A 20265-nucleotide genomic window follows, 5' to 3' on the forward strand; every position below is an offset into this window, starting at 1 on the left:
GCCGGTGTTCCGCAGGGAGGTCTTTCAGGTGACCGATGCCGCTGCTGATATGAATAACGGCCTGTGGCAGAAAACCTTTAGCCGTTCCTGAGGTTTTTTTGCAAAAACATCTTGTTAATACGTAAAACCTGTGCTACCGGGTGTTGCTTCTGCGACAGGCATATCCAATAACGGCATGCGCATTCGCAGCTTTAATGCGTGGCCTTGCGCTGTTTCCAATCAGCGTGGCGACCACTCAAATCTTGCTGAACAAGGACATGCTCTGCATCTTGCTGAAGACCGACTGCGCGGCCTGCAGCGCCGTGCTCTGCAGCTGGTATTCGGTGATCGCTTCGGCGTAGTCCAGGTCGCGCAGCGAGGACAGCGTGGTCTTCAACGTCACCGTGTTGGCCTCGCGCATGCTGGCCGCCTTGTCCAGGTTCGCCAGTTGCGCGCCGCCCTCGGCGCGCGCGTCGATCAGATGATCCGAAGCGGTGGAGACATCGCGCAGGGCGGACTGCAATGCGTTGTGACGCTCGGCCTTGTCGGTGGCGGTGACCGTCGGGGTCTGCAGCGTCGAGACCAGGTTGCTGATGGTGGAGAAGATGTCGCGGGTGCCTGCCGGACCGATGCTGAAGCTGTCGCCGGTGGCGGGCGCGCCGATGATCTTCATCTCCAGCCCCTGTACCGCGATGGTCTCGCCATCGGCGTAGCTGCCGGTGGACACCGCCGCATTGCTGGCGTCGCGGACCTCGTAGGTATTGGCCGAGGTGAAGACCACGCTGTAGCTTCCGCCATTCCAGCCGCCGGCATTGCTGCGGTTGTAGTCGGCGATCACGCCCGTCCCAGCATTGCCTGCAGCCGCGCCTGCATCCACGCCGCTGGTGCCGGTGCGGATGCGGATGAACACTTCGCTGCCCGGCTTTGAATCGGTCACGAACATGTCCGGCGCGATTTCCACCTGTTTCTGGGTCTGGTCGCCGTTGTAGATGGTCGTGCCACTGGACCTGGAGAAAGGCGCGTTGGCATCGCTGGCGCCTCCGAACAGGTAGCGCCCCGCGCCGTCCTGCGCGTTGGCCAGGCCGAGCAGGCTCTCCTGGATGGTTTTCAGTTCCAGGGCGATGGCATTGCGGTCGGTATCGGACAGCGTGTCGGTGTTGGCCTGCAAGGTCAGTTCCTTGACGCGCGCCAGCTGGTCGCCGACCTGGGTCAGCACCGATTCCTGCAGGTTGAGGCGGTTCTGCACGGTGTTGCCGTTGAGGTCGAACTGCTCCAGCTTGGCCACGGCGCGGTCCAGGGTGACGGCGTTGCCGGCCGAGACCGGATTGTCCGCGGCGGTGACGATCTTCTTGCCGGTGGCCAGCTGCTGTTGCAGGTGCTGCAGGTCCTTCTGCCGCGTGAGCATGGTGCTCAGCGACTGGGTGAACATCTGCCCGGTGGAAATGCGCGAGGTCATGAGCGCACCGCCGACAGGATCGACTGGAACATGCTGTCCGCGGTGGAGATGATGCGTGCGGCGGCCTGGTAGGCCTGTTGCAGCTGGAGCATGTTGGCGGCTTCCTCGTCCAGGTTGACACCGGAAATCGAATCGCGGGCGGCCTGCGCCTGATCGTTGAGCGCGCTCTGCGCCTCGGCCGAGTACTCGGCCTGGCGTGCGGCCGAGCCGACGCTGGTGGTCAGGCCACTGAGGGCGCCGTTGAGCGTGATCGAGCCGCCGTTGAAGGCCTTGGCGTCGTCCAGGTTGGCCAGCAGCGCGGCGTTGCCGTTGTTGCTGGAGCGGGCCGGAGTGGCGGTGATGTTGAAGCTGTCGCCGGCCACCGGCGCGCCATCGAGCACCATCGACCAGCCGTTGGCGCTGATGCTGCCGCCCGGGACATAGGTGTAGGGGCCGGCGCCATCGACGGTGTACTGGGTGCCATCGATGAACTCGATGGATGCGGCCGTGCGCAGGTTGGGGTTGGCCGCATCGGTGATGGTGATCTTGCCCGGCTTGCCCGAGCCCAGGTTGCCCAGGTCCGCGCTGGCGCCGACCGGCGAGGCGGCGGCCAGGCGCGAAGGGTCGCTGATGGCCACCGACAGCGTGCCGGCCACGCCCGCGGTGGGCTGCAGCAGGAACTTGTCCCCGGCATTGGCGCCGGCGCCCACGGTCACGTCCACGCCGCCGACCCGGTAGGGATCGGCCGCGCTGCCGGTGCCGGTCATGGGGATGCTCGCGCCGGTGCTGGCGTTGCTGGCCGACCAGTTCGTGCCGTCGAAGCTCAGCACCACGTTCTGCCCGCTCAGCGTGGACAGGTCGGCGATCGAGGCGGTCAGCGTGGCCGTGCCGGTGTTGGCGCTGTTGCCGGTCACGCGCGGTGCGGACATGGCGAACAGGTCTGTGCCCATCTGCCCATACAGGTCCACGCCCGCGGCATGGGCCTGGTTGAAGCTCTGCGCCAGGCCGGTCGCAATGCGCCCCAGTTCGGCCAGCGCCGGGTCGAGCACGGTGCTGCGGAACTCGATGACGCCGCCCATCTGCCCGCCCATGGCGTTCTTGTCCAGGCGCACGGTGCCGCTGCCGGTCTTCAGGGCCAGCTGCAGGCGCTCGGGCTGGTAGGCATCGGCGACGGTGACGATCGTGGAGGGCGAGGCCCCGACCACCAGCGCCTGGCCACCGGCGGTGAACACGTTCATCGCGCCGCCGTCCTGGCTGATCGCGGTGCCGCCGGTGTAGCCGACCAGCTCGGTGATGAGCCGGTCGCGCGTGTCCAGCAGGTCCGAGGAAGAGGTGGCCGGGTTGGTGCCGATCTGGGCGTTGAGCTTGGCGATCTGCGACGCCAGGCGGTTGATCTGGTCCGCGCCGGCCACCAGCTTGTTGTTGAGCTCCAGATCCAGGCCATCCAACTGGCCATCCAGCTGCTTGAAGCGCGAGGCCAGCGAGCCGGCCTGGCCCAGCACGTCGGCGCGTGCCGCAGTCGAGGAGGCGTTGGACGACAGGCCGCTGACCGAATCGAAGAAGTTGGACCAGGTGCCGTTGAGGCCGGTGGCCGAGTCGGACAACAGCGTATCCACGCGGCTGGACAGGGTGGACAGCTCCTTCAGTCGCGACAGCTCGCCGCTGCTGTCCAGCAGGCGAGTGATGGCCATCTGATCGGCCACGCGCCGGATGTCGGCGATCTGCGTGCCGTTGCCGACGTAGCCAAAGCCCTTGTAGGTGGAGTTGGCGGTGGCGAACTCGGTGGTCTGCCGGCTATAGCCCGCCGTGTTCACGTTCGCCACGTTGTGACCCACCGTGGTCAACGCACGCTGGAAGGCGATCAGTGCACTGGTGCCGGTGGACATGACGGACATGGGCTTACCTCATCAACGCAGCAGACGGCTGGCGGTCGACTGGACCGATGCAAATGCCGTGCCTGCGGCCGCACCGGCGCCGTCCACCGCGCGCGCGGCGACCTGGCTGATCGCGCCCAGGGCATCGCCCAGGGTCTTGCCGTTGGCGATCGCGCTGATCTTGCTGGCGTAGTTGGGATCGGTGGCGTAGCCGGCGCGCTGCAGGGCCGAGGCGAACTTGCGCACGTCGCCGCCGGACTGCAGGGCCTGCTGGTAGCGCGGGTTGTTCTTGATCATCCGCACGTAGTCGGCAAAGCTCTCGGCCGGCGAGTCGTAGGCGCGGAAGGCGGCCTGCTCGGTGGTCTTGACCCCGTTGTAGTACTCGGTGGTGGCCACCGTGGCGCTCTTGCCCGACCAGCCGGTGGCCTTGATGCCGAACAGGTTGTTGGCGTTGCCGGCGCTGGAGCCGATCATGCGCCGGCCCCAGCCGGTCTCCAGCGCGGCCTGCGCCACCAGCGCCTTGGCATCCACGCCAAGCTCGCGCGCGGCGGCCTGGGCGTGGTCCCAGATCTTGGCCACGAAATGCTCGGGCGAGCGCGGTGCGAAGCTCGAAGCGGTCTGCGCGGCATTGCCGATCTGCGCGGCGTCGTCCACCGAGGGCGCCGAGGCCGACCAGTCGATGCCCTCGGCCGGGTCCAGCTGCGGCTGCAGCTGGCTGCCCAGCGCATCGGCCTGCTTGTGCTCGGCCGCACCGGCGTCCATGCGCCCGGCGATCAGGTCGAAGGCGCGCTCGGCCGCCTGCAGCGGCAGGCCGCCCACGGCCGCGGCGGCACCGCCGATCGCGCCGGACACGGCCTGCGACACGGCACCGCCAATCGCACCCAGCGACAGTCCGGCCTTCTTCTCGCTACCAGCGCCGTCGAGCCGGGTGACATCGCCGCCCTTGGACGCGTCGCTGGCCCCGCCCTGCATCTGGGTCAGCTGGCGGGCGATGATCGGAGCCAGGCCCAGGCCCTTGCCCTGGGTCATGGCCGTGGCCAGCTTCTGGTCGTGCATGTCCCGGAAGGTCTGGTTCTCACCCGGGAACAGGCTGTCGCCGAAGCTGGCATCGCGCATGCTCTTGATCAGCATCTGCGCGAACTGACCTTCCAGCTGCTTGGCGGCCTTGTCGATCTGCGCCGGCGTGCTTTGCGCACTGCTGGACAGGGACAGGGCGGGCGAGTGCAGGATCATGGTCAGATGACCTCGAGTTCCGCCTGCAGCGCACCGGCTTGCTTGAGCGCTTCCAGGATGGCGATCACGTCGCCGGGGGCGGCGCCGACCTCGTTCACCGCGCGCACGATCTCATCCAGCGTGGTGCCACCCTGGAACTTGAACATGCGGCTGGCTTCCTGCTGGGCGGCCACGGTGGACTGCTGGGTCAGCGCGGTCTGGCCGCCGGACAGGGCGCCGGGCTGGCTGACGTTGGTGTTCTCGGTGATGGACACGGTCAGCGAGCCATGGGTGACCGCCGCGGGCTGCACACGCACCAGCGAACCGATCACCACCGTGCCGGTGCGCGAGTTGACCACGATCTTGGCCGCGGCCGCACCCGGGGTCAGCTCCAGGTTCTCGACCTGGGCCAGGAAGTTGATGCGCTCGCCCGGGGTGGTCGGCGAGCGCACGGCCACGGTGACCGCGTCCATTGCCTGGGCCGCGCCCGCGCCGAAGGCGGCATTGAGCGCGCTGACCATGCGCGAGGCGGTGGTGAAGTCGCCCTGGTTGAGGTTCAGCGTGATCTGCCCGCTGTTGTCGAACACGTCCGGCAGCGCGCGCTCGACGGTGGCGCCGTTGGGAATGCGGCCCACGCTGGGGATGTTGACCGACACACGCGAACCGTCCTTGCCCTGCGCGCCGAAGCCGCCAACGATCAGGTCGCCCTGGGCGATGGCATAGACCTGGCCGTCGGCGCCCTTCAGCGGCGCCATCAGCAGCGAGCCGCCGCGCAGGGAGATCGCGTTGCCGATGGAGGACACGGTGATGTCGATGGCCTGGCCGGGCTTTGCGAACGCCGGAAGATTGGCGTGGATGGCCACCGCCGCGACGTTCTTCAGCTGCGGGTTGACGTTGGCCGGCACGGTCACGCCCAGCTCGTTGAGCATGTTGCGCAGGCTCTGCACGGTGAAGGGCGCCTGGCTGGTGCGGTCGCCGCTGTTGTCCAGGCCCACCACCAGGCCGTAGCCCACCAGCGCGTTGTTGCGCACGCCGCCGACGGTGGCCAGGTCCTTGATGCGCTCGGCGTGGGCGCCGGAGATCGCGCCCAGCGACAGCGCCAGCAAGGTGAGGGAACGGAGCAGGAAAGAGGGTTTCATGGTCGCCACTCAGTACGGATACAGACGGGTATTGAAGAACCGTGCCAGCCAGCCCATCGAGTTGGACTGGGCGATGGCGCCGCGGCCGCCGTAGGCGATCTGGGCGTTGCCCACGCGGCTGGAAGGCACGGTGTTGTCCGGGTTGATGTCGACCGGGCGCACGATGCCCTGGATCTGCACCAGCTCATCGCCCTGGTTCAGGCGCATGTTCTTCTGGCCCGAAACGACCAGGTTGCCGTTGGCCAGGCGCTGGGTCACGGTGACGGTGATGCTGCCGGCCAGGCGGTTGCTCTGGGCGGTGTTGCCCGAGCCGGTGAAGCTGCGCTCGCCGCTCATGTCCGCGCCCAGGATGTCCTTGCCGCCCAGGGTGACCGGCGCGCCGAACACGCTGGGCGCGGCGATGGCGGTCTTGTTGGACTTGGCGGTCTTGGTGTTGGCGCTGCTGGTGGCGCTGGTGGACTCGACCAGGTTGATGGTCAGCAGGTCGCCGACATCGCGCGCCTTCTTGTCGCCGTACAGCTGCATGCCCGGGCCGGCGGCGTAGATCGCCCCCGCGGTGGCCTGGGCCGGCATGGCCATCGGCTGCACCACGCTGATCGGCTGGTAGGGGCGCACGTCGCCGGCGGCGACGCAGCCACCCAGCACGGGCAGGGTCAGGAGCGTTGCGATGAAAGCGAGACGGTTCATGGCGTGGGTTCCGGCGCGATGGCTTAGATGTTGTTGTTGAGGTAGCCGAGCATGTTGTCGGTGGTGGAGATGGCCTTGGCGTTCATCTCGTAGGCGCGCTGGGTTTCGATCATGCTCACCAGCTCCTCCACCACGTTGACGTTGCTGCCTTCCAGCGCGCCCTGCACCACGGTGCCCAGGCCGTTGAGGCCGGGCGTGCCGTTCTGCGCCGGGCCCGAGGCGCTGGTCTCCACGAACAGGTTCTCGCCCTTGGCCTGCAGGCCGGCCGGATTGACGAAGTCGGTCAGGGTGAGCGAGCCCACTTCCAGCGCTTCGGCCTGGCCGGCGATGGTCACCGACACGGTGCCGTCGGTGCCGATGGTCATCGTCTGCGCGCCTTCTGGCAGCTGGATGCCCGGCTGCAGCGGATAGCCGCTGCTGGTGACCAGCTCGCCCTGGGCGTTGATCTCGAAGCTGCCGTCGCGGGTGAAGGCCGAGGTGCCGTCGGGCATCTGCACCTCGAAGAAGCCGCGGCCGTTGACCATCACGTCCAGGGCGCGGTCGGTCTGCTGCTGCTGGCCCTGGGTGAAGTTCTTGGAGGTGGCCACGATGCGCACGCCGGTGCCCAGCTGCAGGCCGGTGGGCAGCTGCGTCTGCGCCGAGGTGGACCCACCGGGGGTGCGCACCTGCTGGTACAGCAGGTCCTCGAAGTTGGCACGATCGCGCTTGAAGCCGGTCGTGTTGACGTTGGCCAGGTTGTTGGAGACCACGGTCATGCGCGTCTGCTGCGCATCCAGTCCGGTCTTGGCGACCCACAAAGCCTGATGCATGGGATGACTCCGAAGTGTGCGGTGCGCCGGCGGCGGCGCTTGGTTTGACTAAGGCAAACGGTGTGCCAGCGGCGCTGCGATCAGCCGCCCAGGCGCATCAGGGTGTTGGACGACTGGGTGTTCTCATCGCCGCTCTTGATCAACTTGACCTGCATCTCGAAGGAGCGCTGCAGGGCGATCATCTGCACCAGCGAGCCGGCGGCATCGACGTTGCTGGACTCCAGCATCCCCGAGGACATGGCGTTGCCGGTGGCCTGAGTGAAGGCCTGCTTGGGGTCGGTGTTGCGCATCAGCCCATCGGCGCCGCGCTGCAGGCGCTCGGCCGGGGCGTCGACGATCTTCAGCCGGCCGATCATGGCCAGCGTCTGCGGGCCCTCGCCCAGCGGCACGATCGACACGGTGCCGTCGTTGCCGATTTCCATGGACTGGTGCGGCGGGATCACCATCGGGTCGCCGTTCTCGCCGTAGACCGCATGGCCGGTCATGGTGACCAGCTGGCCGTTGGGGGTCAGCGCCAGATTTCCGCCACGGGTGTAGGCCTCCTCGCCATTGGGCGACTGCACGGCCAGCCAGCGGTTCTCCTGCATGGAGATGTCCAGCGGGTTGCCGGTAACCTGCTGCGCGCCGGCGCTGCGGTCGAAGCCCTGGTCCACGTGCAGCGCATCGATGCGCGAGCCGTAGCCATCGCCGGGCACGCGGAAGGCCTCGGTGTTGCTCAGCGCGGCCTTGAAGCCGGCGGTGTTGGCATTGGCGATGTTGTTGGCCACGTTGGTCTGCGCCTGCAGCGTGGCGCGGGCACCGGTCATGGCAACGTAGAGCGCTCTGTCCATCTGGAATCTCCAGGCCCCCTGTGGGCCGCCGATACGGACGGGCAGGGCGCCCGTGCCGATGCCAAAGGCTGTGCAAGCGGCGTGCCGAATGGGTGGAGAGCGTGAAAGGGCCAGCAGCACCTGCCCGTGGGAGCGGCTTCAGCCGCGAAGAGGCCTTCCCGGGAAAGCCTCTTCGCGGCTGAGCCCCTCCCACAAAATCCGCCCCACAGATGCCGGGGTTTTCGCACGAGACCGGCGAGGCGCAAAAAAACCCCGCCTTGCGGCGGGGTGCGATGGACCCGATGCGGTCCTAAGCGTTGCGTGCTGGCGGGCGCGCCGGATCAGCGGATGTTGATGATGGTCTGGGTGACCTGGTCCTGGGTGGAGATCACCTGCGAGTTGGCCTGGAAGTTGCGCTGGGCCACGATCATGTTGACCAGCTGCTCGGTCAGGTCGACGGTGGAGGATTCCAGCGCGCCGGACTGCACCGCGCCGAAGTCCGAGGTCGAGGGCGCGCCGGTGCGGGCCAGGCCCGAGGCCGAGCTTTCCGCCCAGGCATTGTCGCCCAGCGAGCTCAGGCCCTGCGGGTTGACGAAGTTGGTGATCGCGATCTGCCCCAGCGGCTTGTCGGCGTTGTTGGAGTAGCGCGCATAGACCACGCCGGTGGCGTCGATGCTGATCGAGTTCAGCTTGCCGCTGGCGTAGCCGTCCTGGGTCGAGCCGCGCAGGGCGAAGGCTTCGCCGTACTGGGTCGAGCCGAACGTGTTCAGGGTCAGCGACAGGGTGCCGGCGCCGGTGCTGGGGGTGAAGGTGCCCAGCGGGATCTTGCCGTCGGTCGGGGTGACCAGCGCGCCGCTGCTGGAGAACTGCAGGGTGCTGGGGGTGCCGGTGGCCACGCCATCGACATAGCTGTGGACGGTCCACTCGTTGGGGTTGGCGGTCTTGACGAAGTACGAGGTCTGCACGTGGGCCACGCCCAGCGAGTCGTAGACCGTGGTGCCGCCGGTGGAGGCGTTGTAGCTGTTGGAATCGCTGGGGTCGAAGGTGCCCACCGCCGGCGGATTGGCGTTGCCGGGCAGGGTGAAGGTCAGGTTGACGCTGCTGGTCGGCTTGGGCGGGCTGTCGGTGGTCAGCAGCTGCAGGTCGGTCAGGGTGCCGACCGCGAAGCCGTCGCCATTGCTCGCCGGCGGGAACACCTGCAGGCGGTCGCCCTGCGGATTGACCACATAGCCGTTGGCGTCGGTCTGGAAATTGCCGGCACGCGAATAGATGCGCGCCCCGTTGTTGGACAGGCTGAAGAAGCCCGAGCCGGAAATGGCCATGTCCAGGCTGCGCCCGGTCGGGTCGATGTTGCCCTGCGAGAACTGCTGGGCCACGTTGCTCACGCGTACGCCCGAGCCCACCGCGTTGCGCACCAGGCCGTAGCCGCTGAGGGTGAACTGGTCGGCGAACTCGGCGCGCGAGCCCTTGAAGCCGGTGGTGTTGGCGTTGGCGATGTTGTGGGCGGTGACGTTGAGGTCGGTATTGGCCGCTCTCAGGCCGGACAGCGAAGTATTGAAACCCATGGTGGACTCCTGTGGATTGGCGGGCGTGGCGTTAGCTGACGCGGAGCACGTTGGTCAGCGGCGTGGTGCCGAGCCCGGTCAGATCGAGATAGATGCCGTCCGATCCGATGATGGCGCTCTCGACCGGCGCCTGGACGTAGGTGGACAGGGAAAGCTGGTTGCCCTGGGCATCGGTCTGCCCGGCGCTGATGCTGTACTTGCCGGCGGGCATGCGCTTGCCGCTGGCGTCGGTGCCGTCCCAGGCGAAATCCAGCTGGCCGGCCTTGTCGGCGGTCACGGTGATCTTCTTGACCGGCTGCCCGTTGGCGTCGCTGATGGTCACGTCGACCACCCCCGCGGCCTTGGCCGCGACCAGGCCGCTGGCGCTGCCCTCGGCGCCCAGCGGCAGCGTCGCCGACGGCACCAGCACCTCGTGCCCGATCAGGCCGGCCCCGCGCAGCACCTGGTCGGTGCTCATCGAGTCGGACAGCGAGGTGACCGTCTTGTTGAGATCGCCAATGCCCTGCACCGTGGACAGCTGCGCCATCTGCGACACCATCTCGGTGTTGTCCATGGGCTTGAGCGGGTCCTGGTGCTGCAGCTGCTCGGTCATCAGCTTCAGGAAGTCGGCCTGCTGCAGCGCCTTGTTCTTGGTGGTGCTGGTGTTGCCCGCGGCGCTCAGGCCCAGGTTGGAGTAGGTATCGGTGATGCTGGTCATGGAAAGGGTCTCGGGACGTGAGGCGACAGGAGGCGGGCGGCTCAGCGGCCCATGGTCAGCGTGGACAGGGCCAGTTCCTTGGCCGTGTTCATGATTTCCACGCCGGCCTGGTAGTTCCGGGAGGCGGAAATCATGTTCACCATCTGCGACACCGGATCCACGTCCGGGGCGTAGACGTAGCCTTCCGGGTCGGCCAGCGGGTGGCCGGGGTCGTAGCGCTTGAGCGGGGCGGCCTGGCTTTCCTGGATCTCCTTGACCTCCACGCCGGCCAGGACCTTGTCCGGGCTGGGGCGGGTGGTCTGGAAGATCGGCTCGATCGGCTTGTAGGCGGCCTCGGGCGTGCCTGCGACCGCGTCGGCGTTGGCCAGGTTGGAGGCGATGGTGCTCAGGCGGACCGACTGGGCCTGCAGGGCCGAGCCGGCCACGTCGAAGATGGGCAGATTGCTCATGGCTTATTGCCCCGTGATCGCGGTCATGAGGGTGCGCACCTTGCCTTCCATGAAGCTCAGCGTGGCGCGGTACTCCAGCGCGGCACGGCCGTAGGCGGCGCGCTCGCCATCCGGATCGACCGTATTGCCGTCCAGGCTGGGCTGGCTGGAGGGCCGGGCCAGCTGGAAGGATTCCAGGCTGTTGGGGCCACCGATCTGGCCGCCCAGCGCGTCGCCTGCACCGGCCGGTCGCTCGGCCTGCCGCAGCGCCGAGTTCAGGGCCGCATTGAAATCCAGGTCCTGCGCCTGGTACCCGGGGGTATCGACGTTGGCCAGATTGCTGGCGATGAGCTTCATCCGCTGCTCGCGCAGCGGAAGGGCCTGGGCGTGGAAGCCCATGTAAGACGAGAGAGGATCGGACATCGGCCGACTCCAGCGGGAGGTTCGCAGGAGTACAGGCAAGCGGCGTGCCAGCGGCGGCGGGGCGGGGCGCGGCGGAAAGTCGGCGGGGCGCGCGAGGAGTGAGTGGTGGGGCGAGAAGTGAGGAGTGAGCGCAGGCAGGGGCGACGCTGGCGCGTTTGCTTATGCGTTGCCTTTCACTTGTCCCGTGGCGCCGCGGGCGGGCGGCGGAAAGCCGGCGCCCGGGGAGGAGCGAGTGGTGAAGCGAGGAGTGAGGAGTGAGTAAAAGCTAGGAGCGAGTACAGGCTAGGAGCGGGCAAATTCGGCCTCAGCCCTTGCCCTTACTCACTCCTCACTCCTCGCCCCATCACTCACTTCTCGCCTCAAGCCGCCATCAGCCCCGCCACCTCATGCAACCGGGCCGAGACGATCTCAGCCAGGTCCGCCGGGTTGTACTTGGGCACGAAGGCGTTGGCGCCGACGTGTTCGACCATGGCGTTGTTGAACACGCCCGACAGGGAGGTGTGCAGCAGCACGTACAGGCCGGCCAGGCCGGGGTGGCGGCGGATTTCGGTGGTCAGGGTGTAGCCGTCCATGGCCGGCATCTCGATGTCGGAAATGACCATGGCATAGCGCTGACACGGATCCTCGCCCGCGGCATGGATCTGCAAGAGGTGGTCCAGCGCCTGGCGGCCGTCGGACAGCAGGGTGGCGCCCACGCCCAGCTGGTCCAGCACGCTGCGGATCTGCTGGCGGGCCACGCGGGAGTCGTCCACCACCAGCACCTGCAGCTGCGGGGCGTCCTCCGGCAGGGCCAGGGACGGGTCCAGCACGGCTTCAAGGCGCGACTGGGCGATGTCAGCCAGCACGCTTTCCACGTCGATGACCTGGATCAGCTCGCCCTGGAAGCGGGTTACCGCGGTCAGGTAACTGCTCTGGACCCCCAGGTCCGGCGGCGGGTGAATGTCCTCCACGCCGATATTGACGATGCGTTCCACCGCGCTGACCAGGAACCCCTGCACCGAGCGGTTGAATTCGGTCACCACCAGGTAGCGCGCGTTGCCGTCGTGCTCGGGGTGGCTGATGGCCGTGCCCAGGTCCAGCACCGGCACCGAGCGCCCGCGCACGTCGGCCACGCCGGCGAACTGGCCAGGCAGCCCGGGCAGCCGGAACAGCTCCGGCCGCCGCAGCACCTCCTGGACCTTGAAGACGTTGACGCCAAACAACTGGCGCCCGCCGAGACGGAACAGCAGCAGGGCCAGGCGGTTGTGTCCCGCCAGCCGGGTGCGTTGGTCGATGCGATTGAGCAGGTCGTGCGACATGGGAAGGGTATCGGCGTGGGCGGGTCGGGCTTTAGGCCGGGCCTGAGTGATCTTTGAGTGAGGAGTGAGTAATGAAGCGAGGAGTGAGGAGTGAGCGAAAGCAAGGCGCCGCTAACAGGTTCGGTCATGCATTCGTCCTACTCACTCCTCACTCCTCGCCCCACCACTCACTCCTCATCCAGGCACACCCCTTGCAGCACCCCCGGCAGTCCTCCAGTGGAACGCCAAAATGGTCCGCCTCCTGATGCTCATGTTGCTGGCGCTGTCGCCGATAACCTCCGTACTGGCTGGGGAATACCACCCGGTGGACAGCATCAAGACCGCGGCGCTGGGGGCGCTGGGGCCTGGCGTGATGGGGGAAGTCGCGCTGGACCCGGCCCTGCGCATGCCGCGCTGCGAGCAGCCGTTGCAGGCCGCGCAGAGTTCGGCCGGCACCGTGGAGGTGGGCTGCCCGTCGGGCTGGCGCCTGTACGTGCCGGTCAAGGTGCGGCGCATGCAGCAGGTGCTGGTGCTGACGCGCGGCGTGGCGGCGGGTGAAACCCTCGGTCCCGACGCGTTCACCACCGAAACCCGCGACGCCGGCCGCATCAGCGGCGTGGCCATCGCCGACCCGGCTCAGGCCGTGGGCCAGGTGGTGCGGCGCATGCTGCCGGCCGGCACCGTGCTGGGGGCCGGGGACCTGGTCTCCCAGCGCCTGGTACGGCGCGGCGATACGGTCTCGCTGATCTCCGTGGCCGGCGGGCTGGAAGTGCGCATGGCCGGGCGCGCCCTGGCCGATGGCGGCCAGCGCGACCGGGTCAGCGTGGAGAACCTGAGCTCCCGCAAGATCGTGCAAGGCACGGTGGATGCGCAGGGCAACGTGGTGGTCTCGCGCTAAGTCATTGATGTTGAAGCTGTCAAAAAAGTGGCGGACAGCATGTGACTTTTTTTGTCATCCCGCCCTAAAGTCGTACGGGCCAGCGCCGATACCCTTGGTACAGACCACCAAGGACCTCGTGTCATGACCCAGAAGATCGAAGGCGCGACGCCGTCGGCCATCCGCAACACCAGCGCTGTCAGCAGCGCCCGTGTCGCTTCCGGCGCCGAGCGTGCCAAGCCGGTCGAAGCCACCGAGAGCGACAGTCTGCGTTTGACCGGTGAAGCCACCGGCCTGCAGACCCTGCAGCGCGAACTGGCCTCGGCCCCCGCCATCAACCAGGCCCGCGTGGCCGAAGTGAAGGCTGCCATCGACGCCGGCACCTATCGGGTGAACCCGGACGCGATCGCCAGCCGCATGTTGGAACTGGACAAACAACTAGGTGGATGATGAACGCCGTCGCCAATCCTGATCTCGACCGTCTTGCCCAGGCCCTGGCCGATGAACGCCAGGCGCTGCTGGACAACGACATCAATGCGTTGATGCGCTCCACCCAGGAGAAGATCGCCGCGTTGAAGATGCTGGAATCGGGCATCACCGAGGACCGGGAAGGGCGACTGGCCGAGCTGGTGGAGATCAACCGCGCCAACGGCGCGCTGCTCGCCCGCCGCCGCCGCGAGGTCAACTGGGCCCTGCGCCACCTGGGCCGCACCGAGAGCACCTCGGCCTACGATGCGCGCGGTCAGACCAGCCAGTCCCACTTCACCCGCGAGTGGGCGGTGGCCTGAAGCGCCTGGGCACGCGCGGCGCCGCCGGACCGTAGAATTGGGCTGACCTCGCACAGGACATGCCCCCGGTGGATTCCGCCTCGTTCCCGCTTTCGCTGCCTTCCGTGAACACCATCCGTTCGCTGGCCTCCCGCCTGCGCGACGGCGTGCTGCTGTATCGCGCCGATGGCACCCAGGTGTTCGTCAACCCGGCCGCGACCAGCCTGTGCGCCGAGTGCTATCCGGCCGATCTGGATCACGGTCTGTCCATGGACAAGCTGCTGCCGCGCGATGCGCTCAAGCTGGCGCGCGAGACCGGCCACTGGAGCGGCTACCTGTCCTTCCAGGAATCCAGGCTGCTGGCCGCCCAGGCCTACTACACCGCCGAGGACGGCGGGTGCTACCTGATCATCCTGCAGGACCTGCGGCTGATCCGCGCCTACGACCAGGACCTGGTCCGTCGCCACGCCGAACTCAACGTGCGCCTGACCGCCGCGCAGGAGAACCTGCTGCAATCTGAAAAGCTGGCTTCCATCGGCCAGCTGGCCGCCGGCGTGGCGCACGAGATCAACAACCCGATCGGCTATGTCCATTCCAACCTGAGCAGCCTGCAGGAATACCTGCGCAGCCTGTTCGCGCTGATCGATGGTTACGAGCGCGCGCTGCGCTCGCCCGACCCGAAGGCCGAGCTGCCCGAGATCGACCAGATGCGCCAGCGCCTGGATATCGACTTCATCAGCCAGGATCTGCCGCAGCTGCTGTCCGAGTCGCGCGAGGGCATCGAACGGGTGACCCAGATCGTGCGCGACCTGAAGGACTTCTCGCGCTCGGACCGCGACGAGTCGTGGAAGATGGTGGACCTGCACGCCAACCTGGACTCCACGCTCAACATCATCTGGAACGAGCTCAAGTACAAGGTCACGCTGGAGAAGCACTACGGCACCCTGCCGCTGGTGGAATGCCTGCCCTCCGAGCTCAACCAGGTGTTCATGAACATCCTGCTCAACGCCGGCCATGCCGTGGGCGAGCGCGGGACCATCCTCCTGTCCAGCGGCGTGGAGGGCGATCAGGCCTGGATCGAGTTCGCCGACAACGGCAGCGGCATCCCGCCGGAGACCTTGCAGCGCATCTTCGATCCGTTCTTCACCACCAAGCCGGTGGGCAAGGGCACCGGGCTTGGGTTGTCGATCTCCTACGGCATCGTGGCCAAGCACCAGGGGCGCATCGAGGTGGACAGCAAGGTGGGCGAGGGCACGCGCTTCCGCATCGTGCTGCCGATCCGCCAGCCCAAGCACGCCACGCCGCATTGAGGTCGCCGCGCGCAAGCCGTCTTCGCCACACCCCGAACCAGCGAGCGCACCTTACTGCCCCGTGGGAGCGGCTCTAGCCGTGAAGGGGCTTTCCCGGGAAGTCCCTTCGCGGCTGAAGCTGCTCCCACAGAATGCTGCCTTCGCCTTCGCCTTCGCCTTCGCCTTCGCCTTCGCCTTCGCCTTCGCCTCGTCTTCGCGTTTGCGTTTGCGTTTGCCGTTGCCGTTGCCGTTGCTTTTGATCTTGCTCCTTGCCTTTGACCTTCGAGCCGTAAAGCACGCCGAGCACCGGAGCAGAATTGGGGCGAAGAGGCGCGCCTGTTTGAGCGAAGCGAGTTGAGCGCCGTCCCCAATTCTGCGAGGAGCGCAGGGGACCGGGCCGCAGGCCCGGCGTGTGTCCGGCGAAGACGGTTTTGCTTACTTTTGCCAAGACAAAAGTAAGTCGCGCCATCAGGCGCGAAAGCCTTTGATCTTGCTCTGGCTTTCGGCTCTTGCTCCGAACCCTTTGAAAGGCGAAAGCGAAGCCACGGCAAAGTCAGGAGCAAGAGCTTGACCGGCTGCGCCGTTAGAAGCCGCGCTTGCAGCGCGAGTGACTTTTGTCGCGGCAAAAGTCACCAAAACCGCTTCCGCCGGACACTCGCCGCCGCTACGCGGCGGTCCCCTGCGCTCCTCGGAAAAAACGGGACGGCGCTCAACTCGCTTCGCTCAAACAGGCGCGCCTCTTCGCCCGTTTTTTCCTCCGGTGCTCGGCGAGCTTTACGGCTCCAAAGGTCAAAGGCAAAGAGCAAGATCAACGGCAACGGCAACGGCAACGGCAACGGCAACGGCAACGGCAACGGCAACAGCAACAGCAACAGCAACAGCAACAGCAACAGCAACAGCAACAGCAACAGCAACACCGGGGTTCTGTGGGAGCGGCTCTAGGTGGCATCGGGCCATCAGCCGCGAAGGGGCTTCACAGGGAAGGCCTCTTCGCGGCTGAAGCCGCTCCCACAGGGGGGGGGATCGGCATTCTTGCTCGGCGCAGCCCAGCTCAGCCCAGCCCAGCTCGGGTAGGGCTACGGCGTGGCGCGGCCGTACTGCTCGTCCCAGGTGCGGAAGGCCTGGCGGATGTGTTCCTGCAGCTCCTGGTCGTTCCACGGCTTGGTCAGGAAGCGATAGATCGCGCCGCGGTTGATCGCATCGGTCACCGTGGCCAGATCGGTGTAGCCCGACAGCACCAGGCGCACCGTGTTGGGGTAGAGCATCTTCACCCGGCCCAGGAACTCGGTGCCGCTCATGTCGCTCATGCGCTGGTCGGACAGGATGACCTGCACATCGTTGGTGGCCAGCAGGTCGAAGGCATCGCGCACGTTGCCGGCGATCAGGATGCGATAGCCGTCGCGCCGGAACAGCCGCACCAGCGCCCGCAGCACGTTTTCCTCATCGTCCAGCAGCAGCAGCGTGCGGTCCGGCTTGCTGGCCGCGAACAGTTCCGGGCGCAGGTAGCGCCGGCGCAAGGCCAGGCTGGCCGCGTCGGCCGGCATCGGCTCGCCGAACAGATAGCCCTGGAAGATGTCGCAATCGCCCCGGCGCAGGTAGCCTAGCTGCACGTCGCTCTCCACGCCGTTGGCGATCACCCGCATGTTGAGCTGGTGGCCCATGGCGATGATGGCGCGCACGATAGCCGCCTCGCGCTCGCTGGCCGGGGCGGTCTTGATGAAGCTGCGATCGATCTTGAGCGTATCGACCGGGTAGCGCACCAGCGCATTGAGGCTGGAGTCGCCCATGCCGAAGTTGTCCAGCCCCAGCAGCACGCCCTCCCGGCGCAGCGCGCTCAGGGCGTCGAAGATCGAGGAGACATTGTTGGTCAGCGCGCTCTCGTTGATCTCCAGCAGCAGGCTCTGCGGCGGCACGCCGATGGACTGGATCAGCGCCAGCACCTCGTCGACGAACTCCGGCCGCAGCAGCTGCAGGGTGGAGACGTTGACCGCCATGAAGAAGTCGTCGAAACCCTGGTCGCGCCAGGCCCGGCACTGGCGCAGCGCGGTTTCCAGTACCCAGGTGCCGATCTGCACCACCACGCCCAGGCGCTCGGCAGTGGGCATGAAACGCTCGGGCACCATCAGCCCCAGGCCCGGCGAGTGCCAGCGCAGCAGCGCTTCCATGCCGATGATGCGCCCGTCGCGGGCGTTGACCTCCGGCTGGTAGCGCAGGCGCAGCTCGCCGTTGGGCAGGGCGTCGATGATCTGGCGCGAGATGGCGCTCTCGCTGTGCGCGCGGTCGCTGGACTGGCCGCTGTAGAACTGGATGCGGTCCGGGCTGTTGGTCAGCAGCCGGGTGGAAAGCTCGGCGAAGTCCAGCAGGGTGGTGGCATCGGGCGTGTGTTCCGGGCACAGGCTCACCCCGGCCTTGGCGTTGAGGAACAGCGTGTACGGCAGCACCGTCAGCGGCAGTTCGACCTCATCGCACAGCGCCTCGGCGATCTGCTCGGGCGGCACGGTCATGTCCGAGCGCTCGATGGCCAGGATGAACTGCTCCACGCTGTGCCGCCACACCCGGCCCCTGCCCTCGACGAAGCGGGTCAGGCGCTGGGCCAGCTGCAGCAGCGCCTGGCCGCTGACGTCCAGGCCCATGGTCTCGCCCACCGACTCGAAGTGGTCCAGCTCCAGGTGCAGCAGCATCAGCGGCATCTGCCCGCTGCGTGCGCGCTCCACCATGGCCCGCAGGTCCTCGCTTTCCGCACCGAGGCGGCCGACGTCGGTGGACAGGGTGGGGTCAGGCACTAATCGCCACATCAGGCAAGCTCCGCGGTCTGCGCGGTGTAGGGAAGATGCAGCAGGATACGCGTCCCGCCGCCGGGGCTGGATTCGATGGCCAGGCGGCCACCGGCGGTCTGCGCCCGCTCGCGCATCATCACCAGCCCCAGCCCGCGCGCGGCCTGGGGCTCGAAGCCGCGACCATCGTCGTGCACGCTCAGCTCCAGTTCCTCGGCCGGCGCGTCATGGCGCAGGCGCAGGTGCACGCGCTGGGCGGCGGCGTGGCGCAGTACGTTGGTCAGCGCCTCCTGGGCGATGCGGAAGCAGGCCTGCTCGATCTCCGGGGCCGGCCGCCGCGGCAGCGCGTCGATGTCCAGCTCCAGGCCGATCGCGCTGTTGCGCAGACGCATGCCGGCGTGCCCGCGCAGGGCCGCTTCCAGGCCCAGCGCATCCAGCTGCGGCGGACGCAGCAGGGTGGAAAGGTTGCGCAGCTTGTCCAGCGTGGCATCGGCGATGCCGATGATCTCGGCCAGGTCGGCCAGGCGCTGGGCCGCATCGCTGTCTTCCTCCAGCGCGGCATGGGCGGACATCTTGATCGCGGTGATGGACTGGCCGATGTCGTCGTGCAGGTCGCGCGAGATCGCACGGCGCTCTTCTTCCTGCAGCGTGAACAAGCGGCGCGCCACCGCCTGCAGTTCCTGGTTGCTGGTGGCCAGCGCATCGCGGATGCGCTCGGGCTCGCTGACATCGCGCATCACTACCAGCATGGCGTCCTGGCCGCCGTAGCGCGCCGGGCTGACCGCCAGGGCGGCGCTGAAGCGGCTGCCGTCGCGCCGCTGCATGCGCGGGGCCGCCTGCATGCCGGGCTCCTGGTCGGGCTGGGCCAGCAGCCGGCGCACGTGCGCCAGGTCCTCGGCGGCCACCATGTCCGTCAGCGCGGTGCCCATCAGCGCCTCGCTGTCGTAACCAAACTGGGCGGCGCAGGCGGGGTTGCAGAAGAACACGCGCTCGCCGGAGAGGATCATCACCGCATCGGGCAGGATGCGCATCAGCTCGCGGAACTGCTGCTCGCGCTCGCGCAGCAGGCGGCGGGCCTGTTCCTCCTCGGTCACGTCCTGCGCCGTGCCGCGCAGGCGCAGGTGCAAGTCCGCATCGCGACCGACCTGGGCGCGCAGGCGCACCAGGCGCTCGCCGCCATCGCCGCCATCGCCGGCGCGCAGCGGGACCAGCAGGTCGATCTCGCGCAGGTCGCCGGCCGCAGCCTCGGACAAGACCCGGTCCAATCGGGCCTGGCTGTCGGCGTCGGCCGTGACCAGCACGTCGCGGTAATGGGCGCGCGCGTCCAGGCGCGGGCCCCCCAACAGCTGTTGGAATTGCTGACTGAAGTTGCAGCGGCCGTTGCTCAGGTCGATTTCCCAGCCGCACAGGCGCGCGATCCGGTGCGCTTCCTGCAGCCGCCCCAGCGCGTTCTCGCGCGCGCGCTGGGCTTCCAGCTCCGCCGTGCGGTCCATGGCGATGACCAGGCGGGCGCTGCGCTCGCCGTAGCGCACCAGCGAGGCGTGCATCTCCACGTCGCGGATCGCCCCGGAGCTGGTGCGCAAGCGCCCCAGCGACACCATGACCTTGCCCGGCTCCTGGCGGATGGCGGCCACATGCTCATGCAGGCCGGCCATGTCCTCGGGCACGGCCAGCAGATCCAGGGTCTTGCCCTGCAGTTCTCCGCGCGACCAGCCCAGCAAGCGGGTCGCGGCCGCGTTGGTGTCGATGATCCGCAGGCTGTCCAGGTCGTACAACAGCAGCGGGCTCGGGTTGGATTCGAACATCTGCCGGTACTGGGCCTCCGAGGCCTGCAGCTGCGCCTGCGAGCCCAGCAGGCGCTGGGCCAGCGGTCGCAGCAGCACGTACAGCAGCACCGCCGTGGCCGCCACGTAGGCCGCGCCCTTGAAGGTCTGCACCTGGGTGATCAGTGCCGGGTCGTGCAGCAGCGCCTGCACCGCGCGGTCGCTGAAGACGATCCAGGTCACGCCCGCCAGCAGGTAGAGCACCGGGATCTTCCACAGCATCGACCGCACCTGCCGAGCCCGATGGGCCGCGTCGAGGTGGGCCGAGGGCAGATCCTTGACCGCAGGGGGGTGTTCCATGTGCAGGCGGCACTTGGGATGTGATGGCGTTCAGGATAACAGCCGGCACGGTAGTTACCGACTCAACTTCCGCCGCCCCGCGCCGTTAGTGCTTGGGTATT

20 protein-coding genes are annotated in these 20265 nt (G+C 67.8%); 4 read left to right on the forward strand and 16 right to left on the reverse strand.

Annotated elements, in window-relative coordinates; translation table 11 throughout:
* Positions 1-235: 235 nt before the first annotated feature.
* The 12 genes from flgL to EPA99_RS14465 all read right to left on the reverse strand — a co-directional run bounded on the left by flgL (position 236) and on the right by EPA99_RS14465 (position 12355).
* Positions 236-1435 carry a flagellar hook-associated protein FlgL gene (gene flgL / locus EPA99_RS14410; RefSeq protein ID WP_129471940.1) on the reverse strand — a complete coding sequence of 400 codons (1200 nt, stop codon included), beginning with the start codon at positions 1433-1435 and terminating at the stop codon, positions 236-238.
* Positions 1432-3309, reverse strand: a complete 1878-nt coding sequence (flgK, locus tag EPA99_RS14415; protein WP_129471941.1) for a flagellar hook-associated protein FlgK — start codon at positions 3307-3309, stop codon at positions 1432-1434. Before flgK ends, flgL begins: the two co-directional genes overlap by 4 nt.
* Positions 3310-3321: 12 nt before the next feature.
* Positions 3322-4521, reverse strand: a complete 1200-nt coding sequence (gene flgJ, locus EPA99_RS14420; RefSeq protein ID WP_129471942.1) for a flagellar assembly peptidoglycan hydrolase FlgJ — start codon at positions 4519-4521, stop codon at positions 3322-3324.
* Between the two features lie 2 nt (positions 4522-4523).
* On the reverse strand, positions 4524-5639 hold the full coding sequence (locus tag EPA99_RS14425) for a flagellar basal body P-ring protein FlgI (RefSeq protein ID WP_129471943.1): 1116 nt from the start codon (positions 5637-5639) through the stop codon (positions 4524-4526).
* A 9-nt stretch (positions 5640-5648) separates the two neighbouring features.
* Complete coding sequence (gene flgH, locus EPA99_RS14430) at positions 5649-6326, reverse strand: flagellar basal body L-ring protein FlgH (RefSeq protein ID WP_129471944.1); 678 nt, start codon at positions 6324-6326, stop codon at positions 5649-5651.
* A 23-nt stretch (positions 6327-6349) separates the two neighbouring features.
* A complete protein-coding gene (gene flgG, locus EPA99_RS14435; RefSeq protein ID WP_129471945.1) occupies positions 6350-7135 on the reverse strand; it encodes a flagellar basal-body rod protein FlgG in 786 nt (261 codons plus the stop codon).
* Between the two features lie 80 nt (positions 7136-7215).
* Positions 7216-7965, reverse strand: a complete 750-nt coding sequence (gene flgF, locus EPA99_RS14440) for a flagellar basal-body rod protein FlgF (RefSeq protein ID WP_129471946.1) — start codon at positions 7963-7965, stop codon at positions 7216-7218.
* Positions 7966-8285: 320 nt separating this feature from the next.
* Positions 8286-9509 carry a flagellar hook protein FlgE gene (flgE, locus tag EPA99_RS14445; protein WP_129471947.1) on the reverse strand — a complete coding sequence of 408 codons (1224 nt, stop codon included), beginning with the start codon at positions 9507-9509 and terminating at the stop codon, positions 8286-8288.
* Between the two features lie 31 nt (positions 9510-9540).
* On the reverse strand, positions 9541-10206 hold the full coding sequence (locus tag EPA99_RS14450; protein ID WP_129471948.1) for a flagellar hook capping FlgD N-terminal domain-containing protein: 666 nt from the start codon (positions 10204-10206) through the stop codon (positions 9541-9543).
* Positions 10207-10247: 41 nt separating this feature from the next.
* Complete coding sequence (gene flgC, locus EPA99_RS14455) at positions 10248-10655, reverse strand: flagellar basal body rod protein FlgC (RefSeq protein WP_129471949.1); 408 nt, start codon at positions 10653-10655, stop codon at positions 10248-10250.
* 3 nt (positions 10656-10658) lie between these two features.
* The gene (flgB, locus tag EPA99_RS14460; RefSeq protein WP_129471950.1) at positions 10659-11057 is read right to left on the reverse strand and encodes a flagellar basal body rod protein FlgB; all 399 of its coding nucleotides are present in this window, start codon (positions 11055-11057) and stop codon (positions 10659-10661) included.
* Positions 11058-11416: 359 nt separating this feature from the next.
* Positions 11417-12355, reverse strand: a complete 939-nt coding sequence (locus tag EPA99_RS14465; RefSeq protein WP_129471951.1) for a chemotaxis protein — start codon at positions 12353-12355, stop codon at positions 11417-11419.
* A gap of 229 nt (positions 12356-12584) precedes the next feature.
* Between EPA99_RS14465 and flgA the strand changes: the two genes are divergently transcribed.
* The 4 genes from flgA (at position 12585) to EPA99_RS14485 (ending at position 15288) form a co-directional block, all read left to right on the forward strand.
* Positions 12585-13232, forward strand: a complete 648-nt coding sequence (flgA, locus tag EPA99_RS14470; RefSeq protein WP_129471952.1) for a flagellar basal body P-ring formation chaperone FlgA — start codon at positions 12585-12587, stop codon at positions 13230-13232.
* A 123-nt stretch (positions 13233-13355) separates the two neighbouring features.
* Complete coding sequence (gene flgM, locus EPA99_RS14475; protein WP_129471953.1) at positions 13356-13661, forward strand: flagellar biosynthesis anti-sigma factor FlgM; 306 nt, start codon at positions 13356-13358, stop codon at positions 13659-13661.
* Positions 13658-13999: a flagellar protein FlgN gene (locus tag EPA99_RS14480; protein ID WP_425479213.1), complete on the forward strand. Its 342-nt coding sequence runs from the start codon at positions 13658-13660 to the stop codon at positions 13997-13999. The genes flgM and EPA99_RS14480 overlap by 4 nt, the downstream gene beginning before the upstream one ends.
* A 59-nt stretch (positions 14000-14058) precedes the next feature.
* Positions 14059-15288 (forward strand): ATP-binding protein, encoded by a 1230-nt coding sequence (locus EPA99_RS14485; RefSeq protein ID WP_129471955.1) that lies wholly within the window; start codon positions 14059-14061, stop codon positions 15286-15288.
* Between the two features lie 73 nt (positions 15289-15361).
* Here the strand turns inward: EPA99_RS14485 and EPA99_RS14490 are convergent, their stop codons facing one another.
* The 4 genes from EPA99_RS14490 to EPA99_RS14500 all read right to left on the reverse strand — a co-directional run bounded on the left by EPA99_RS14490 (position 15362) and on the right by EPA99_RS14500 (position 20086).
* A complete protein-coding gene (locus EPA99_RS14490; protein WP_129471956.1) occupies positions 15362-15736 on the reverse strand; it encodes a hypothetical protein in 375 nt (124 codons plus the stop codon).
* Between the two features lie 160 nt (positions 15737-15896).
* The gene (locus tag EPA99_RS18745; RefSeq protein WP_164978662.1) at positions 15897-16184 is read right to left on the reverse strand and encodes a hypothetical protein; all 288 of its coding nucleotides are present in this window, start codon (positions 16182-16184) and stop codon (positions 15897-15899) included.
* A gap of 159 nt (positions 16185-16343) precedes the next feature.
* Positions 16344-18062 (reverse strand): EAL domain-containing protein, encoded by a 1719-nt coding sequence (locus tag EPA99_RS14495; protein ID WP_129471957.1) that lies wholly within the window; start codon positions 18060-18062, stop codon positions 16344-16346.
* On the reverse strand, positions 18062-20086 hold the full coding sequence (locus EPA99_RS14500; protein WP_241688402.1) for a sensor histidine kinase: 2025 nt from the start codon (positions 20084-20086) through the stop codon (positions 18062-18064). The genes EPA99_RS14495 and EPA99_RS14500 overlap by 1 nt, the downstream gene beginning before the upstream one ends.
* Positions 20087-20265: the final 179 nt, after the last annotated feature.

The organism is Pseudoxanthomonas composti, assembly GCF_004122095.1.
GTDB lineage: Bacteria > Pseudomonadota > Gammaproteobacteria > Xanthomonadales > Xanthomonadaceae > Pseudoxanthomonas_A > Pseudoxanthomonas_A composti.

Coding starts and splice junctions, on each gene's coding strand:
- flgK (WP_129471941.1), bottom strand. CDS start 3,309: ATGTCCGTCATGTCCACCGGCACCAGTGCACTGATCGCCTTCCAGCGT.
- flgJ (WP_129471942.1), bottom strand. CDS start 4,521: ATGATCCTGCACTCGCCCGCCCTGTCCCTGTCCAGCAGTGCGCAAAGC.
- flgM (WP_129471953.1), top strand. CDS start 13,356: ATGACCCAGAAGATCGAAGGCGCGACGCCGTCGGCCATCCGCAACACC.
- EPA99_RS14480 (WP_425479213.1), top strand. CDS start 13,658: ATGATGAACGCCGTCGCCAATCCTGATCTCGACCGTCTTGCCCAGGCC.
- EPA99_RS14500 (WP_241688402.1), bottom strand. CDS start 20,086: ATGCTGTGGAAGATCCCGGTGCTCTACCTGCTGGCGGGCGTGACCTGG.
- flgC (WP_129471949.1), bottom strand. CDS start 10,655: ATGAGCAATCTGCCCATCTTCGACGTGGCCGGCTCGGCCCTGCAGGCC.
- flgG (WP_129471945.1), bottom strand. CDS start 7,135: ATGCATCAGGCTTTGTGGGTCGCCAAGACCGGACTGGATGCGCAGCAG.
- EPA99_RS14495 (WP_129471957.1), bottom strand. CDS start 18,062: ATGTGGCGATTAGTGCCTGACCCCACCCTGTCCACCGACGTCGGCCGC.
- EPA99_RS14465 (WP_129471951.1), bottom strand. CDS start 12,355: ATGTCGCACGACCTGCTCAATCGCATCGACCAACGCACCCGGCTGGCG.
- flgB (WP_129471950.1), bottom strand. CDS start 11,057: ATGTCCGATCCTCTCTCGTCTTACATGGGCTTCCACGCCCAGGCCCTT.
- flgF (WP_129471946.1), bottom strand. CDS start 7,965: ATGGACAGAGCGCTCTACGTTGCCATGACCGGTGCCCGCGCCACGCTG.
- EPA99_RS14485 (WP_129471955.1), top strand. CDS start 14,059: ATGCCCCCGGTGGATTCCGCCTCGTTCCCGCTTTCGCTGCCTTCCGTG.
- flgE (WP_129471947.1), bottom strand. CDS start 9,509: ATGGGTTTCAATACTTCGCTGTCCGGCCTGAGAGCGGCCAATACCGAC.
- flgL (WP_129471940.1), bottom strand. CDS start 1,435: ATGACCTCGCGCATTTCCACCGGGCAGATGTTCACCCAGTCGCTGAGC.
- flgH (WP_129471944.1), bottom strand. CDS start 6,326: ATGAACCGTCTCGCTTTCATCGCAACGCTCCTGACCCTGCCCGTGCTG.
- EPA99_RS14490 (WP_129471956.1), bottom strand. CDS start 15,736: ATGGCGCGACTTACTTTTGTCTTGGCAAAAGTAAGCAAAACCGTCTTC.
- EPA99_RS14450 (WP_129471948.1), bottom strand. CDS start 10,206: ATGACCAGCATCACCGATACCTACTCCAACCTGGGCCTGAGCGCCGCG.
- EPA99_RS14425 (WP_129471943.1), bottom strand. CDS start 5,639: ATGAAACCCTCTTTCCTGCTCCGTTCCCTCACCTTGCTGGCGCTGTCG.
- flgA (WP_129471952.1), top strand. CDS start 12,585: ATGGTCCGCCTCCTGATGCTCATGTTGCTGGCGCTGTCGCCGATAACC.